Origin of the sequence: Microbacterium hydrocarbonoxydans, from assembly GCF_011752045.1 — a bacterium.
Taxonomy (GTDB): domain Bacteria; phylum Actinomycetota; class Actinomycetes; order Actinomycetales; family Microbacteriaceae; genus Microbacterium.
In genome coordinates, this window is record NZ_JAAKXW010000003.1 from 335,250 (window position 1) to 352,242 (window position 16,993).

Consider the following 16,993-nt stretch of genomic DNA (forward strand, 5'->3'; position numbering starts at 1 on the left):
GGTAATGGGCGGGGGGATGACAGGCATGGCAACTGAGGTGGGATGGAAGTTTCCTTCTCTTAACCACGGAACCCGAGAGGGCTTCAACGTGTCGGCAATCGACATGTTCAAGAGTGAGCGCCTCCAAGCACTCGTGCGGGAGATGATTCAGAACTCCCTCGACGCACGGAAGATCGCTGGCGAGCCGGTCGTCGTCCGGTTCACGCTCGACACCACATCCGATCTCGCCAGCACCGGTTTCACCGAACTCGCGCGCTACCTCGAAGCAGCTCACGATCTCGAGCGGACAGCCGCTGGCAAGAGCTTCTACGCGCGCGCCCTCGACCAGATTGAGGACGGGAGTATCACCCTCCTCGGCGTCCATGACTACAACACGAAGGGCCTTACCGGTCCCATCTACGACCCTCCAGAGAATCCCCAGTCAGGACCCTGGCTCGCGCTTGTCAAGGGCGCTGGTATGACGTTCAAGGACAGCAATGCGGCTCTGGGATCATTCGGGCATGGCTCGAGAGCACCGTTCGCGATGTCGGAGCTCCGCACTCTCTTCTACCTGTCGCGTATCGAGCACCAGGAGGGACACGAGACAAGATTCCAGGGGAAGAGCATCCTTCAGTCAGTGCCGCTCACAACCGTGACAGGTGAGAACGAGTGGTGCGTCGCGACGGGGTACTTCGGAGTTCGCCAGGGGTGTCTTCCTCTCACGAACGGCCGGGTGCCGTCATGGGCGATCGCCGCGCGACCGGAACTGAGTGCGGATGCCTTAAGCGTCGGCACGTCCGTGTACATTCCTGAGCCCTATGGCGTGGATGAAGAGGAACTTCTCTGGGCTGGGGTCAAGCTGGCAGTGGTTGCCAACTTCTATTACGCCGTGCTCACGAACAAATTGGTGGTTCATCTTGGACAACGCGAGCGCATCGACGCCGATAGCATCGCGCAGGCCTTCGACGATGTCGTAGAAACCGACCTCATCAACACTCTCAACCCGACCGAAAAGGTCTTCGAGCGTCTCGAGTCCGCGCGTACGGTACGTAAGAGCGACCTCGCCGGAGAGCTTGAGCTCGATGGTTTCGGGGCGATCTCGTGGTATCTACGACTCGATGGCGTCGTGGGACGCCATGTCGGTGTGGCCCGCGGCAACGGGATGCTCATCACTCGAGCTGCTGAGAAGCTGCAGAGGTTTCCGGGCCTCAAACCGTTCGACCTGTTCGTCTGCGTGTCCGGTGATCAGGGCTCAGAACTGCTCCGCAAACTCGAGAATCCCGAGCACACCGAGTTTGCGTTCGATCGAATCAGCGACATGGCGGAGCGAAAGTCTGCGGAAATCGCGTATTCGAAGTTTCAGTCAAGCGTGCGAGCGCTCCTGCGGGACCATGCCTCCGTCGAGATCGAAGAAGAAGTCGCAGTCGACGATCTGGACGATTGGCTGCGCGGGGATCTGGGCACCGGTAGTGAGGAGGAGAAAGGCGAGCCGAACCGCGCCCTACGTGTCGCATTCAAGAAGTCCCGATCCCATCGCGAAAACAAGCAGACCGAGCTCACAGGCGACGCGGAGACCGCCGGTCGGGGCACAAGTGGGGGTGCGGGAAAGCACCGATCGACAGGTGGCACCATTCCCGGAGATGGCGGGGGATCCGCGAAGGGAACTCTTCGCACCGGGATGCCCGTGCGTAATTTGCGCGTCGTCCGCTTGTCGGCGGGATCCGGGGTCGCAGATGTAGCGTTCACTCCGGTCGACGGCTCACGGAAGACCCTCGTGCTTCTTCGTTCAGGTGACTCAGAAACTGAACGTCTGGAGTTTCGCACGGAGGACGAAGCCGCGGCTGGCGCCCCGTGGCGGACATCCCTCGAGTTCGCGGAGCTCAGCGCCACGGCGCGAAAGCGCCTCCGTCTCGTCTTCCATCCCGCTGATCTCGACTATGCAATCGAAGGGAGGCTTGAACCGTGAGTTATCGAGCCAAGGCTTACCCGTACCCGGTTCTCTCGTCGTTCAGTGATGACTTCGGGCCCGACGCAAAGTTCCATGTTGAGATTGATGCGTGGATAGGCGGTGAGTCCTCGCAGCAATTGGTGATCGAGTACGATATCCGCCAGTCTGTCGCGTGGATGGATGAGCTTCTTGTTGACGGTAACGCCCGCCTCCTGATGGACGTCGAGTGCAGATCAACTCTGCTCCGGGAGTACGTAAGTCTCGAAGGCTGGACCGGCCGAATCGCTTTCGAGGACGGACAGCTCTACGGGAGCACCACCTTCACCCCGCTGATCGTGGCAAGCGCGGCTAACTCTGCGTATCGGCCTGAGGGAATCGACGCAGAGTTCGGGGCGGCCGTCTTCCGAACTCGCGAAGGAGACATCCTGGGGATCGGCGAATCGGTGACGGTCGACCTTGAGTTCTCACGCACACTCGATCGAGACTTGGTTACGATTCAGTACTCAACCGAAGAGACGGATACCGATATCTATCGCTTCCAATACGATGGCCCACGCATAATCATCATCGCGGGCGAGAGCCTCCGCGACGCCATCGGACACATGCGCGCGGATCGATCTGCACGCCCGTATCTATTCATGAGTGTATACAAGGACTGCATTGCGGGCGCCCTGAACTATCTCGCGCGCGAAGAGGGCGGCGAGAGCACGGAGTTGCCTTGGGGACGCACTCTGCTGAGTCGTCTTGAAGAGTTGGGACGTGCACTCGAACCCGACGACCCCGAGTATCAAGAGATCTCGGCCCAATTGCTCGTGAGCGCAAAGGGCTTCAAGAAGATCGAGGTTGCCGATGTCTGAGTTGCAGAAGTTGCGCATCCTGACCGCTGACTCGGTCGACACGCTAAGGGTCATGGCGGCAGGCGAGAACGCGACGCGCGTTTGGAACACCGATCTTGATTCGCTGGTGACGGAGCTTGACCTGAGGTTCATCGAGTCGGAGTACGAGGTCGATGGGGCTTTCAGCCTCCACCTCTCGGACGAGGGCACTCGCCAGGGTGACCTAGACGCAGCAAATGCCCACCTGATCCTCCAAGTGTTGCCGAACCTGACCCCAGCAGATGCAGTAGACGAGCGCCTTTGGGTGACTCTCGCGCTCGGCTACTTCCGCAACTACACCCGCGATCGCTGGCCTGCTCACGGCGAAGCGCTCGGCAATCACGTCACGAATCACGTGTTTGCTAGCACAGATCGCAGGCGTGAGCGCGATCACGCGATTGCGCGGCTCTGGTGGAGCGGTTGGTATGTGCGTCGGTTCACCCGCGCTGAGGAGCTCAACCCGGCCCTCCAGGCCTTCTTCTCAAACAGTGACCTGTCTGTGCAGATTCTGGGACGGCCTGGACTCGCGACAATCCCGACCCTTGCGCGCGCCATGCTCAGCGTCCTCAAGACCTACTTCGTTGATCAGGAGACGCCCTATGATCGCATCGGTGTACGCGCATTCCTCGAGGGACTCGACTTCCTCGCTGGTCGCCGAGCGCTCGGGACAGTACCGGAGGCGGAGCTTCTTGAAATCGTGGACCAAGGCTTCCGCGAGAATCTGAAGCTCTGACGGAGTTCGCTTAGGTGTTCTTCTCCGTGAGGTTGTGAACGATCTTCCAGCGCCACAGGGCATTACCTTGAGTAACGAAGGCGACCGAAGCTGACCGCGCATGTAGAACCTCCAACATCAACTCGGCAACATATCATTCGTGAACGGCATGATCCCCGTCGCGCCACCCACCGATGACGAGGCGCGCGAAGCGCTGGAGACTCTTGGGATGCTGTATTTCGTTGCCTGCGCGTATGGCGGAGGCACCAGCATGGAGTGGGACCACCTGCGGCCGCTCGTCGAACAAGCAACGGCCCACTGGATCCATCTCGGAGATCCAAAACTCGGGTTCCTGCGTGTGGCAAATGCAGTCAGAGCAAGGGGAACAAGCATCGGCTGACCTGGTCGCGCAGCACAGCGCGGCTGGCTCCCGCGGCCTGCGGCGTCGCGGACATCGAGGAGCGGATCACCCACCTTCAGGAGTACGAGCGACTTGGACGTCCGACGAAGATCACCTCGAGTCCGCCGTTGGAGCTGAGCTGTGGGAACGCCACGGGGCGCACCATCGGCAGCTCCTTGACCTCATGCGGGTGGCCAATTTGGACGCTCACGAGATCCGCAAGCGTGTTCGCGAGGCGTAAGAGGGCGAAACTGACTGCGGCCACTAGTTTCGAGGTCTACCCCGTGCGTGACTCATCGCATCGATGCTGACGGAATGGTCGCGTGAAGCGGTGTTTCCCCTACATCGAACGACAACCTCAACGATCTCAGATGCAACGTCTTCTGGCGATTCATGCTCCCAGAACCGCAAGACCAGCCACCCCGCGTCGGCGAGCAACGCATCCGTCTCGCGGTCGCGCTCCGCATTCCGTTGGAGCTTGGGCAACCAGTAGTCGCTGTTCTGTTTCGGGGACACCGCATGGAACGGGCAGGAGTGCCAAAAGCAACCGTCAATGAAAACTGCTATGTGAAGGCGAGTGAAGACGATATCTGCTCTCCGACGGCCGCCGAGCGGAGCGAAGTCGACGCGATACCGAAGTCCCTGAGCATGAACGATGCGGCGAACTGCCATCTCGGGCCGCGTATCGCGTCGACGGTTGGCCTGCATCGTTCGCCTGCTCCCGTCAGACGAGGCCCAGGACATCTGCCTACTCTACGTGCGAGTCGGGCTGAGTCGTAGTTGGCTACTGCTCGGCTGACCTATCCGCCAGCAACTAACGTAGGGAGATCTTCCAGCGTGAGCTCTCGTCCAATGCTGAACAAGCGTGGCAGATCGGAACCACCAATTACCCCCGCTTCAGCAAGCTTGATCATCTGGAGCCAAGCCACCATGCCCACAACCGTGCCAGCCAGGCCTACCTGTTTCCCAAGGAAGTGCACCTTTGCGCTCGCCCCGCGCGCAACCGCGCCACAGATGAACGCCCAGAACCTAAGAGGAGAGTCACCCGCCCTGTAGTTCTCAACGTACTCGCGCATCGCGCGATCATGCCCCGAAGGAAGTGTGTACTCGCCTGAATAGGCTTTCGTGTCAACAATTCCTCGCCACCCGTCGCCCGAGACGACCACATCTGGTTCACGTCCCTGACTGCCGACCAGCTTCGCGTCAACACGGAACACAGCCTTAAGGATGTTGGCGGTTGACTCCTCGAACAGTTTCGCGGCACGGGGAGATTCATCATGAACGAGGTTCGCGTAGGTGCTCAGGAACTGGTCGACCGTGCGGTCTCGTCCGAGAACCTGTTGCGCGACGCGAGCCACCATTGCGCGCTCGAGTCCCGTCGCTTCTACGAGACGATCAATAATTTCAGGGGTCGCACCCTCGACAAGCAACTCAGAGCGTGCCCATCCCATGACGACGGTATTGACGCGGCGCCGAGCATGTTCAAGCTCCGTTAGCGCCCGGGATCGCGCCAGGTCGCGGGTGTCCTTCCTGACACCAGGAGGAAGTCCATAACGTCGTTGAAAAGTCTCTTCCTGGTCCGAATCACGGATGGGATTCTCCCGGGTATAAACGTCGATCAAAGCGCTCGCGGCTCCGACGAGACTTTCGGGTATAGATACAACATCACGGTTTCGTTCGATGACGTCCGAATACTCAAGCCAATTGAGCGCGGTGTTCGCAATGTCGTTCAGCTTGCTACGCAAAGAATCAAACGTGTCACGCTGGCCTCCAAACCGCGACACAAAATCGGGCTCGAGAGCATCAATGCCTCGTGCCCGGTAGTCAAGAACGAGCTTAGCAACTCGAGTGGCATCTTTGGGGGCGTCACCAGTTCCGTGGACCAGAACGCGTAGCGCGATCTCTTCCTGCGTCAACCCACCGAGCTCCCCCAAGAGCAACATACGAAGGATAAGAATGAAGGGTCGAACTTTGAATCTCGGGCTAATGTCTACATTCCGACCAACCGAGTATGGCGACGGGAACTGAAAACGCAATACCTGATGTCTGATGAGCTCGCGCGGGGGCGCTCCTTCAGCGAGAGCCTGACCCGCGAGGGTAAGTTCTAGGCTGTTTGTCCGTTCCCGAACAAACGCGAACCCAAGGCTGCGCACTAACGCCGCATGTGTGCGCCCACCAGATCCCGAGCCGTCGCGCCGCTCTCCTGGACGCTTGATCAGTTCGCGTTCAAGGACCTCCTCGAACGCAACATGGAGTTCGCGAGCGCCTCCCCACTCTTCGCGATGCGCAACCTCGTAAAGGGCAGCCACAGTCTGCGGCAGGCGGTAGAGCTTGCGCTGCGGGCGACTGAACATCCAGTACTGCTTCGTCACACCCCTCACCATAGCCAACCGGCGGTCCCCAGCACGTTTAGCGACCCACCGTCCGGCATCGCGACAACTACAGCGGAGGAAATCCGTAAAGCGCCATGCCCTCAGGCTCAAGATCGGGGGAGTAGATCATGTGATAAGTCTCATCATCGAGCCGGAAGAACTTCACGAATCTGGAACCGAAAGCTCGAAGGTGATCCAGCGTCACGACTGCACCGTTCGCGACCCCTAGCCGGAAACGGAAATATTCACCCAAGGCGCCATTCGAGGGCACTGAATGCAGAGCCTTGTCACCTTGCTCGGCGACCGACATGAACATCGATTTGTTGTCATCGGTTCCAACGAGAAAATGAACACGACGTCCGCTTTCGCCGCGCGGGAAGAAGTTCGGCTTATCATCCCTCGCGATCTGTGGAATGAGGATGGACGCCTCGTTCCTGTTACTACGTCCTCGACCGACACCCCAGTTCAATCCCCACACACGATGGGGTTCCCCCCTCACCGTTCCCGTGGGCGGATAGTCTCGGATCGCGACTAGAGGCAGGATCAAACTTTCGGCACCCAGCAACGGTCCACCGGCTCCTGGGACATCCGCAATCGCTGCAGAGTCCAACGATGCTCGCGACCGCGTGTGCAGTTCAATCTCATTCTCGACATCCGGGTGGATGGCGCTTAGAGACTCGGACTCAATCCGGGCGAACTCAGCCATGGCTTGCGACGGGTCAGTCCTTGCTAACACTTCTGAGTGCCTTGACTGGCGCCAGCCGACCAAGAACCCGTTCTGAGTAAAGTTCGATGACCCGACGTATGCCTCGACGCCTTCTCCCTGCCTGCTCCAGACATAAAGCTTCGTATGGATGGAGCGTCCTCCGGTTGTGTAGGCAACGCGCAACCGATCTGAGTTTGCTTCCTGCAATGCGGTAAACGCTTCGTGATCGGCGATGACCACGCCTTCATGGCCCGCCATGCCAACCACCAGGTGCAGGGTTGCCGAGTCTGGCAACTCCGCGAGGACCCTGCTGACCATCGCAGGTGATGCATACCCCGCGACGATCTTAAGCTCATCCGCGTAAGCCGCGGGCGCCATCAGCACCGACTCGAAAAGCCGGTCAGATAGGAGAACGTGTGGAGTGGTCACAGTCGCTTGGCGTTATGCAGATCGCTCGCTTGCCGAAGCCTCGCGCCTGGGTGGGACAGACCTCAGGAGGTTCGGCTCGACGCTCGGATACTCAATGCCTTCCAGCGAGCTGAGCAAGGCCTTAAACACAACGCGCGCGCCGTCGACAGGTACGGCCATGCCGATCTGCTTCCGAACTTCTTCCTTCTTGCCCTCGAAGATGTAGTCGTCGGGGAAGGTCTGAATGCGTGCGCGCTCCCGGTTCGTCAGGGCACGATTCTCCTCGTAGTGATAGACGTGCGTGCCTCCACCGCCAGAGCCTGTGACGGTGTATGAAGGCTTGTCCGCCTGCAGTCTTCGGTAGATCTGGCTGATCTTCGCCCCCTGAACATTCAGTTGCAGATGCGCAGGAAGGTCAGCTGTAAACGCGTTCTCACCTGGCTTGATGTGCGACAGACGCTCAACAACGGTCGGATTCTGTCGGGTGAGCTCCTGGTGGGTCGCGTCTGCCGGTATATTGCTCAGCGCAGTCTTCACGGAGTTGTCGATGTGCGAGTAGGGCTCAGGCGAAGGAACCCGAAAATCCACTTCGAGATCATTGCGCACGCCAACGATGATTATGCGGTGCCGGCGCTGCGGCACGCCGTACTCCTCGAACTTGTACAGGTGAGGGTAAAGCGTGTACCCCCCGTACTCGGGAGCGCCGGCTTCCTGCAGCCGATCCAAGATCATCTCGAAGGCCACACCATCATTGCTGTTCCGCAACCCTCCCACGTTCTCGGCGAAAAACCACTTGGGGCTGTAGCGGTCGACTACTCGCGCGCCGTATTCGTACAACGGCCCAAACGTGCCGTCGATCCCCTTCTGCTCGCCCACGACACTGAAGTCGTTGCAAGGGAAGCCGAACGCGAACCCGTCGATATCAGAAAGCTCGGTCTCAATGTCAAGCTTTCGGATGTCTTTGTGGATAACGTGAGCACCGGGAAAGTTCGCCTTATAGGTCCGAGCGGTCGCCGCGTCGTAATCGTTCGCCCAGGTGTGTTCAACATCAACCTCGACACCCTCTTTGCGGAGGTCTTCCACGGCAAAGTCGAGTCCCCGGGCGATCCCTCCGGGTCCGCAGAACAGCTCTCCCACGCGATACCGAATCATATTTGAAGCTCCTCACATCCGCCCAGCGGGCTAGTACCTAGATTCGAAAGAGTAGGACTGACGTCCGACATCGTGTTCGTAGCTCTCAGCGGCAGCTTACATCAGTTCCACCCGAAAAGCAGCTTCCGCGCGCGCGTGCCTTCGTCTCGAGCGACCGACGCGTTGCTAGGAGCGCAGGACATCTATCCTCTCATCCTCGTTGGAGGATCGACTCCCGTCCTCGCGGCGTCAGCGCCTCCCTCAGCACCCTGGCACCTAAGCCATTTGGAGTATGTTCGCGACACTTGCTACATAGTGCTGACGTCGAGTGCTACCTTCGCTGCCATGCCCTCCCAGCACACCCTCGCCGCCCTCCGCGCCTTCGTAGCCGAGCGCGACTGGGACCACTTCCACACCCCGGAGAACCTCGCGAAGAGCATCGCGATCGAGGCGTCCGAGCTGCTCGAGCTCTACCAGTGGACAGGCAACCCCGACCAGCAGAAAGTCGAGGAAGAGCTCGCCGACGTCGTCACCTACTGCATCCATCTGGCGAACAGGCTCGGGGTCGACCTCGACGACATCGTTATGGCGAAGCTCGAGAAGACGCAGCGGAAGTATCCGGTCGAGCACAACCAGGGCGTCATCAGCAAGCAGGAACCGCAGTGACCGACATCCGCCGCCTCAGATTCACGCGCGAGGCCGTCGACACCTGGGCTCAGGCTGACCCGCGCCATACCAACTGGCCTGTCGTCTACGTGCTCGACGGTTCGCGCAAGCTCTATGTCGGCGAGACGACCGGCACTCAGAAGCGCATGCGCCAGCACCTGGAAAGCACCAAGAAGGGCGAAGGCCTCGACAGCATCCGCGTCGTGATCGACGAGAAGTTCAACAAGTCTGTGTGCCTCGACCTCGAATCGCATCTCATCCGCTGGTTCTCCGGTGACGGCCAGTACAGCGTCCTCAATGGCAACGACGGCCTCACCGACGCGCAGTACTACGATCGCGAGCTCTATCGCGAGTCGTTTCGCGACGTCTTCGAGACGCTCCGCGAAGAGGGTCTGTTCTCGCGCAGCATCCCGCAGATCGAGAACTCCGACCTGTTCAAGCTGTCGCCGTTCAAAGCGCTCACCGACGACCAGGCGATCGCCGTGACCGACATCGTCGAGGGACTGCTCGAGGATCTCGCCCACCCGGACGAGCGATCCACCCTCGTCGTGCAAGGCGACCCGGGCACGGGCAAGACGATCATCGCGATCTTCCTCATGAAGCTCCTCGCCGACATCCGCGACTACACGGAGTACGACGACCTCGAGCCCGACTCGATGTTCGCGGAGTTCTTCGTACCCGAGAATCGCGAGCTCCTCAAGGACCTGCGCATGGCGCTCGTCATCCCGCAGCAGTCGCTGCGCGAATCGGTGCAGCGCGTATTTCGCAAGACCCCCAAGCTCGACCCCACCATGGTGCTCACCGCGTTCCAGGTCGGGGAGTCAGATGCTGACTTCGACCTCGTCCTCGTCGACGAGACGCACCGGCTGAACCAGCGCTCGAATCAGCCGTCAGGCCCGCAGAACAAGAAGTTCCGCGACATCAACGAACGGCTGTTCGGCGAGGACGCCCCACATCACACCCAGCTCGACTGGATCAAGGCGCGGTCGAAGCATCAGCTGCTGCTCGTCGACGGCGCGCAGAGCGTCCGCCCGCACGACCTGTCTCCTGCCACACTCGACGACGTGGTGAGCGACGCCAAGAACGCGCACCGGCACTTCCGGCTCACGACACAGATGCGCGTGCGCGCCGGCGCCGACTACGTCGACTTCATACGAGGGATGCTGCGCGGCGAGAAACGGGCGCTGTCGGACCTCGGCGACTACGACCTGCGGTTCTTCGACGACCTCGGGGACATGCGTAGGGCGATCCGCGAGAAGGACGCCGAGGTTGGCCTGTCCCGCCTGGTCGCAGGTTATGCGTGGGGCTGGATGTCGAAACGGAACCCCGAGGTCTACGACATCGAGCTCGACGGCGAGCGGATGCGGTGGAACAGCACCGACAAGGACTGGATCAACTCTCGCGGTTCGCTCGACGAGGTCGGCTCCATCCACACCGTGCAGGGCTACGACCTCAACTACGCCGGCGTGATCATCGGGCCGGATCTGCGTCTCTCGCCGACCGGCGAGATCGTCGCGAGCGCCGAGGACTACCGCGACAAGATGGGCAAGCTCCGCACCGGAAGCTTCAGCCACGGCTTCACCGATGATGATCTGCTCGTCTTCATCCGGAACATCTACGGAGTGCTGCTGACACGCGGGATGCTTGGGACGTTTGTGTACGTGTGCGATCGCGGACTGCGGGAGCGGCTGCGAAAGCAACTCAGTTCTCAATAGACCGCTTGCCTGCACAACGAGGGAGGCATTTCTCGTCCCCGCCCGTTGTCGCCCTAGGGCGGAAGGCGATATACACATCTCAAGGCGCAACGGCGCGCCCCGCGATTCGTCGCCTCAGCTCCGAGAGGTGCGTTCATGTCTACCCTGCCACCGCCTGCCGCCTGGTACCCGGACCCGCAGAACCCGAACCATCTGCGATGGTGGGACGGCGTGCAGTGGACCGCTGCGACGGCGCCCGTCGCTGCGTCGACCGCAGCAGCCGCCACACCGGCCGTGCGCGCCAAAACACACACAGGCTGGCGCACAGTCGCGATCATCGTCGCCTCGCTGGTGATCGGCGGCATCCTCGCAAGGCTCTCGCCGGTGGCGATCGTTCTCGCCGCGCTCGCGGTGATCGTCGTCGGGCTCGTGGTGCTGATCGCACGACCGCTGCCCGGCGTCGGGTTGCGCACCCGCCGCTCAGGCCTCGCCGCTCTGGGCGTCGCCGCCCTGCTTATCACCGGAGGCGGAGTGGCGAGCGCGAGCCCAAGCCCGAGTACCGAGGCGGGCAACTTTGCGACGCCGAACAGCATCGCCGACATCCCGCCGACGGCGTCAGCTTCGCGTCCGACACCGACCCCCGTGCCGACGACGGTCGGTACCCTGACCGAGAACGTCGCCATCCCGTTCGAGAGGACGACAATCGATGACCCGCTGCGCGATCAGGGCACGACGGCCGTCGTCACCGCCGGTGTGGATGGCGTGAAGGTGATCACGTATCGCGTCACGATGGTTGACGGTGTCGAGGTGGCCCGGGAAGTGGTCAGCGAAACGGTTCAGACTGCGCCAGTCGCCGAGGTCACCGCGATCGGGAGCAAAGCGCCGGCTCCCCCGCCTGCCCCGGTACCACTCGTCCAGCAGGGCGGCGGAGGATGCGATTCCAACTACACCGGGGCCTGTGTCCCGATCGCGAGCGACGTCGATTGCGCTGGCGGGAGCGGGAACGGTCCGGCCTACGTGCAAGGGCCCGTCCGGATCGTCGGCTCCGACATCTACGACTTGGACCGCGACGGCGACGGCATCGCCTGCGACTGAGGCCGGAGACGCCCCACCAGCATCCGCCCCACCGTCCCCACAACCCCGATCCCCGCCGCGACCACCACCGGCAGCCACTCGATCGCGAGCGCCATCGGGAACACCTGCGCGGCGGCCCGCAGCATCTCAGGCACGTCCCCGTCGAGCACGCGCATCCCGAGCCCGTACGAGAGCGCCGTGTACAGAGCGGGCACGATCCACAGCGCGAGCAGCGCGACGGCCCACACGACGAGCCTCCACAGCGGGCGCACCCCGCACCACACCAGCGCCAGACCGACCACGACCGCGGGGACCCACCGCGCGACTGACGTGATCCACATCGGCACAAGCGCCTCGCCGGTGAAGGCGACCACCCAGCGCATCGCCCAGTTCGCGAACGACACCGCGGCGAGCGCGACGCCGAGGGCGGCGACGCCGGCCGAACGACGCGACGTCATCCAGAACGCGAGTTGCGCGAGGAGGACCGTGAGGATCGTGCCACCGAGCATCCCCGCGAAGTACACGGTCGCACGGGGGTCGCCGCCGCCGTCCAGGCCGAGGCCGCCATGCAGCACGATGAAGCTCTGCACCGTGGCGACGACGTGCACGAGCAGCAAGCCCATCGAGCCGGGCCACGCAGCCATGCCTCGGCCGACCAGGCGCACGGCCAGCCCGACGAACACCCCGCCGATCAGCACCAGTGAGAACAGCAGCAGCGCTGAGTACTGGCTCACGGGGAGCAGCACGAACGGCATCTGCTCGGGCGGCACGTACACGGTCCACAGGTTCTGCAGGAGCATCCGCCCGCCGCCGACCAGCCAGGGCAGCAGCCCGAGGACGCCGCCGCCCACGCCGATCAGGAACGACAGCCAGCGCGGGCGAGGAGTCGTGACAGTCATGTGCGCCAGGCTGTCACGACACGAGCGAGACCGTGGGGAGGACGCGGCTGACAGTTCTCTGGGATGAGCGGCTGAGGGTGCGGGCGTTTCGACTCGCTGGCGCTCGCTCAACGTCCGGGGGGCGCGACTGAGGGTGCCGGCGTTTCGACTCGCTTCGCTCGCTCAACGACCGGGGGCCTGACACAACCCCTTGCACCCGCCCCTCCCGGGGAGTTGCATGGAACCCGTCAGCCAACGAAGGAGGACCCATGTCCGTCGCACGCGTCACCACCATCACCGCACGCTCCTCGGAGAGCTTCGAGGCCGCCGTGCGGCACGGCATCGAGAGGTCGAACGAGACGCTGCGCAACGTCAGCGGCGCCTGGGTGAAGGAGCACCAGGTCCTCGTCGCCGACGGCGCGATCACCGAATGGCAGGTGACGCTCGAGGTCACCTTCGTCCTCGACGACTGACCTCCCACACACGCACCACGGAGGGTGAGAAGGAGCGGATGCCGTCGGAGCCTCGCGCCGACGGCATCCGATCCGCCTAGCGTCGCGCCACGTCGAGATCGAGGCCGCTCTTCTCCGCCACGTCCTCCCAAGCGAGGTACTTGAAGTTCGTGCTCGACTCATCCTCGCCCTCGGGGGTGTTGTCGCCGTCCTGCACCACGAGCAGGCCGCCGTCGAAGCCCGGCAGGCTGACGTTCACGGCATCCGCCCCGTCGCTGTGCTGGGTGCTGTCGACGTCGCCGTCGGCGGTGCGGAACGAGCCGACGTAGTCGTTGTCGCCCTGCAGCTCGTACACCGCGTAGCTGTCGTCGCCCTGGCTCGACGCGAGCAGGTAGCCCTTCTTGCCCTGGGTCCGGTAGATCGTCAGGCCCTCGATGTCGGTGCGCAGCACGTCGCCGCCGAAGCCCGGGTTCTCGCCGTAGACGCACTCGTCGGCCTCGGCGTCGTACGTGCCCGGCAGGCCGAACTCGACCGCGGTGTCGACGAGCTCGGGCTCACCCGTGAGATCGGCGTCGACCTTCCAGATGCCGACGAGCTCCTGCCCCAGGTACGCGGTGCCGGTCTTCTCGTCGACGGCCATGCCCTCGACCTGCGCGTACTGGCCGGGGTCGTCGCAGGTGGTCCAGCTCGAGCCGTCGGGCATCGTGAACTCCGCCGGCAGCGCGAGCGTGCGCACCTTCTCCCAGCCGACCGTGCCGTCGTCGTGCGCCTGCAGCTCGAGCAGCGCGACGTCGGTCTCGGAGTTGCGGCTCACCAGCGCGTACGCGCCGTCCTCGTCCTGCCAGGTGGTCAGGCCGTAGGCGGTGTGCTCGCCGTTGATCTCCTCCTGCGAGGCGCTGAAGATCCACCCGGCATCCGGCGCGGTCACCTCGGTGAGCTCGCCGTCGTCGATCACGAAGATGCCGAGGTCGTCCATGCCCTTGTCCGACGCGACCGCGAGGTCGACCTCCTCGCCGTCGAGCTCGAAGTCGTGGATGAGGGCGACGTTGTTGTAGCGGCCCGGGGCGTCGTCCTCGCCCGGAGCGGGGTCGGGTGCGATGTGCTGCACCTCCTGCCCGGCGAGGTCGTAGACGTAGATCCCGGCCTCCTTCGCCGTGGCGATCACGAGGCTGTCCTCGGGGGAGTCCTCGTCGACCCAGATGGCCGGGTCGTCGGCATCCGCGTCGTCCTCGTCCCACAGGGCGGGCGTCTCGAGCACGGCGGTGAGCGGCTCGGGCTCCGGCTTCGGCGGGCGGGCGTACGCGGCGGAGCTGCCGACGAGCGCGACGACGGCGCCGACAGCGGTCGCGGTGAGCAGGCGGGGGATCACGAGTTCTCCTCAGGTCGGTGGATGCTGACGCTCGATCGTTCTCCCGCCCGGTGAACTCGCCCTGAACTCGACATGACGAGGCGGCATCCGGAACCCTGTTCGACCCCGGATGCCGCCCGCTCAGCTCAGCCGCAGGGGTTGACCGTCGTCACCGCCCCGTTGTTCACGGCGGCGGTGGTGCCGGTGAAGGCGTAGTCCTGCCCGCCATTGTTGTCCCACGTGCCCGACCCGTTGTTGAACGCCGCGGTGACGGATGCGCCGTTGGAGTCGATCGTCTTCGACACCCAGCCGCTGCACGCCGCCGCCATGGCCTGGCCGGGAACCGCCGTCCACGCTCCCGCGCCGACCTTGTAGTGCACGTTGTACGCCGACCAGCCCTTCGAGGTCGAGTAGTACACGGTCAGGTCGTCGGTCGGCGGGGTCGCACACGGGTTCGTCGTCGTGACGACCCCGTTCTTCACCGCTGCCGTCGCCCCGGTGAGCGTGTAGTCGCTGCCGCCGTTGTTGTCCCACGTGCCGGAGCCGTTGTTGAACGCGGCCGTGACGGATGCGCCGTTCGAATCGATCGTCTTCGACACCCAGCCGGTGCACGCCGCGGCCATCGCCTGACCGGGCGCGGTGGTCCACGCGCCGGCACCCACGCGATAGTGCACGTTGTATGCCGACCAGTTCTTCGAGGTCGAGTAGTAGACGGTCAGGTCGTCGCCGGGGGTGCCACCGCCGCCACCGGGAGTCGCCTTCGCCCCGGCGTGCAGGGCAATCGCGTCGTTCGCACCGACAGTCGCCGTGAACTGCCCGCCCGATACGGTGATGGTCGGGCCCGACCAGGTCGACCCCGTGCGCACCGCGTCGATCACGTTGTAGTAGGTGCCGTCCGGCAGGCTCGTGGCGAAGGTGCGGCTGATCGCCGATCCGCCGCGGTTGATGGCGACGAAGCCGGCATCCCCGCGGCCGAAGGCGATCGCGCTGCCGCCGTTCGTCCACTTGTCCGTGACCGGCTTGCCGTACGTGGCGTTGCGGAAGCCGACCATGTTCATGATGTCGTTCTGCGCGTGCTTGAAGGTCCAGTTGCCCTGGCCCTTCACGGGGTCGATGACGTTGCCGGCGGCATCCGTGATCGGGCCCGCGTCGTTGCTGCTGAACGAGTAGCCGGAGTGAATCGACGGCGAGCCGTAGTTCCACGCCAGGGTGAAGATCTGCGCGAGGTCGTACTTCGCGCCGTCGGCGTAGGAGAGCGTCTCGTGGTTGCGCTCGGTGTCGTGGTTGTCGACGAACACGGCCGCGTTCGCCTGCGGCAGGAAACCGCTCCAGGTCGGGCCGATGCCGTTGCCCTCGATGAGCCAGTTGATCGTGCCGCCGCCGAACGCCTCCTTGAGCTTGCGGCCGAACGCGAATTCGTGGATGTCGCCGACCGAGGTGTACTCCTCGGGCTGGATGGGCTCGTTCGCGCGGATGACCTCCTGCACGACGTAGAGGGAGTCGCGGTTCTGCACCTTGCTCCAGATCGCCTGCATGTCGGCGGCGGCGATGTGCTTGACGGCGTCGATGCGGAATCCGGCGACGCCCATGCCGACGAGCTTGTTGAGATAGCCGGCGATCGTGTTCTGCACGTAGGTGGAGCCGGTGTTGAGGTCGGAGAGGTTCACGAGGTTGCACTCCTGCACCTCCCACCGGTCCTGGTAGTTCACGATGTCGCGACGGCAGGAGTGGAAGTCCCAGCTCGAGTACGTGCCGGGGTAGTTGTAGTGCTGGAACTGCGTGCCCGCCCAGCCGGTGCCGCCGGCGGACTGCCCGGACATGTGGTTGATGACGGCGTCCACGATGACGCCGACGCCCGCCTGCTCGCAGGTGTCGATCATCGCCTGGAACTCGGCCTCGGTGCCGAGCCGCGAGTCGAGCTTGTAGGAGACGGGCTGGTAGTAGGTCCACCAGGCCGAGCCGAGCACGTGCTCCTGCGGCGGAGAGGTCTGCACGTAGCCGTACCCGGCCGGGCCCAGCGTCTCGGTGCACTCGCGGGCGATCGCGTTCCACGTGTAGGAGAAGAGCACGGCGATCGAGTCCTTCGGGCCGGGCGCCGCCGCCTCGGCGGGCTCGGCCGGCGCGGTCGCGGCGAACACCGGGATCGCGAGAACGGCCGCGAGCAGCAGGGCGAGACGGCCCTTCGATCGTGATCGCTCGCGCGACCGGGTGCGGGGCAGAACGCTCGGGAACATCGAGATACTCCTTCCGTCAGGATCGCCCGCGCGGCATCCTCGCCGCGCGATCGAGAGCACGTCAGCGTGCGTCCCGACGACCGTAGCGGTGCCGCGTGTGTTAATGCAAGCGTTTA

General features: G+C 63.5%; 16 protein-coding genes. 8 read left to right on the top strand and 8 right to left on the bottom strand.

Annotation, left to right across the window (positions count from 1 at the left end; genetic code table 11):
* The first annotated feature begins 25 nt into the window (after positions 1-25).
* The 4 genes from G6G98_RS12610 (at position 26) to G6G98_RS12625 (ending at position 3,914) form a co-directional block, all read left to right on the top strand.
* Positions 26-1,945 carry a hypothetical protein gene (locus G6G98_RS12610; protein WP_164234108.1) on the top strand — a complete coding sequence of 640 codons (1,920 nt, stop codon included), beginning with the start codon at positions 26-28 and terminating at the stop codon, positions 1,943-1,945.
* On the top strand, positions 1,942-2,784 hold the full coding sequence (locus G6G98_RS12615; protein ID WP_164234107.1) for a hypothetical protein: 843 nt from the start codon (positions 1,942-1,944) through the stop codon (positions 2,782-2,784). Before G6G98_RS12610 ends, G6G98_RS12615 begins: the two co-directional genes overlap by 4 nt.
* Positions 2,777-3,535 carry a DUF6339 family protein gene (locus G6G98_RS12620; protein ID WP_164234106.1) on the top strand — a complete coding sequence of 253 codons (759 nt, stop codon included), beginning with the start codon at positions 2,777-2,779 and terminating at the stop codon, positions 3,533-3,535. Before G6G98_RS12615 ends, G6G98_RS12620 begins: the two co-directional genes overlap by 8 nt.
* A gap of 139 nt (positions 3,536-3,674) precedes the next feature.
* Positions 3,675-3,914, top strand: a complete 240-nt coding sequence (locus G6G98_RS12625) for a hypothetical protein (RefSeq protein ID WP_164234105.1) — start codon at positions 3,675-3,677, stop codon at positions 3,912-3,914.
* A 76-nt stretch (positions 3,915-3,990) separates the two neighbouring features.
* Here G6G98_RS12625 and G6G98_RS17230 read toward each other — a convergent pair whose 3' ends face one another.
* The 5 genes from G6G98_RS17230 to G6G98_RS12645 all read right to left on the bottom strand — a co-directional run bounded on the left by G6G98_RS17230 (position 3,991) and on the right by G6G98_RS12645 (position 8,537).
* Complete coding sequence (locus G6G98_RS17230; RefSeq protein ID WP_279587593.1) at positions 3,991-4,125, bottom strand: hypothetical protein; 135 nt, start codon at positions 4,123-4,125, stop codon at positions 3,991-3,993.
* 53 nt (positions 4,126-4,178) lie between these two features.
* On the bottom strand, positions 4,179-4,658 hold the full coding sequence (locus G6G98_RS12630) for a very short patch repair endonuclease (protein ID WP_164234104.1): 480 nt from the start codon (positions 4,656-4,658) through the stop codon (positions 4,179-4,181).
* A gap of 56 nt (positions 4,659-4,714) precedes the next feature.
* Complete coding sequence (locus tag G6G98_RS12635; RefSeq protein WP_164234103.1) at positions 4,715-6,286, bottom strand: restriction endonuclease FokI C-terminal domain-containing protein; 1,572 nt, start codon at positions 6,284-6,286, stop codon at positions 4,715-4,717.
* 67 nt (positions 6,287-6,353) lie between these two features.
* Entirely contained in the window at positions 6,354-7,421 is a 1,068-nt protein-coding gene (locus G6G98_RS12640) for a restriction endonuclease PLD domain-containing protein (RefSeq protein ID WP_166706100.1), read from the bottom strand.
* A 12-nt stretch (positions 7,422-7,433) separates the two neighbouring features.
* On the bottom strand, positions 7,434-8,537 hold the full coding sequence (locus G6G98_RS12645) for a DNA cytosine methyltransferase (protein ID WP_243842119.1): 1,104 nt from the start codon (positions 8,535-8,537) through the stop codon (positions 7,434-7,436).
* 339 nt (positions 8,538-8,876) lie between these two features.
* On the opposite strand from G6G98_RS12645, the gene G6G98_RS12650 reads away from it, so the two are divergent.
* From G6G98_RS12650 to G6G98_RS17170, 3 genes are all read left to right on the top strand, one after another.
* Positions 8,877-9,197, top strand: coding sequence for a nucleotide pyrophosphohydrolase (locus G6G98_RS12650; RefSeq protein ID WP_164234101.1), 321 nt, complete (start codon positions 8,877-8,879; stop codon positions 9,195-9,197).
* Positions 9,194-10,912, top strand: a complete 1,719-nt coding sequence (locus tag G6G98_RS12655) for a DUF2075 domain-containing protein (RefSeq protein ID WP_164234100.1) — start codon at positions 9,194-9,196, stop codon at positions 10,910-10,912. The genes G6G98_RS12650 and G6G98_RS12655 overlap by 4 nt, the downstream gene beginning before the upstream one ends.
* A 135-nt stretch (positions 10,913-11,047) precedes the next feature.
* Positions 11,048-11,986: a G5 domain-containing protein gene (locus G6G98_RS17170; protein WP_164234099.1), complete on the top strand. Its 939-nt coding sequence runs from the start codon at positions 11,048-11,050 to the stop codon at positions 11,984-11,986.
* Here the strand turns inward: G6G98_RS17170 and G6G98_RS12670 are convergent.
* Positions 11,944-12,864, bottom strand: a complete 921-nt coding sequence (locus tag G6G98_RS12670) for a hypothetical protein (protein ID WP_164234098.1) — start codon at positions 12,862-12,864, stop codon at positions 11,944-11,946. The genes G6G98_RS17170 and G6G98_RS12670 overlap by 43 nt on opposite strands.
* Before the next feature lie 248 nt (positions 12,865-13,112).
* Here G6G98_RS12670 and G6G98_RS12675 point away from each other — a divergent pair, with 248 nt between their 5' ends.
* Entirely contained in the window at positions 13,113-13,316 is a 204-nt protein-coding gene (locus G6G98_RS12675; protein WP_067356576.1) for a dodecin family protein, read from the top strand.
* Positions 13,317-13,392: 76 nt separating this feature from the next.
* On the opposite strand, the gene G6G98_RS12680 is transcribed toward G6G98_RS12675, so the two are convergent.
* Positions 13,393-14,664, bottom strand: coding sequence for a phytase (locus tag G6G98_RS12680; RefSeq protein ID WP_208321488.1), 1,272 nt, complete (start codon positions 14,662-14,664; stop codon positions 13,393-13,395).
* A 125-nt stretch (positions 14,665-14,789) separates the two neighbouring features.
* The gene (locus G6G98_RS12685) at positions 14,790-16,877 is read right to left on the bottom strand and encodes a carbohydrate binding domain-containing protein (RefSeq protein ID WP_067356583.1); all 2,088 of its coding nucleotides are present in this window, start codon (positions 16,875-16,877) and stop codon (positions 14,790-14,792) included.
* Between the last annotated feature and the right edge of the window lie 116 nt (positions 16,878-16,993).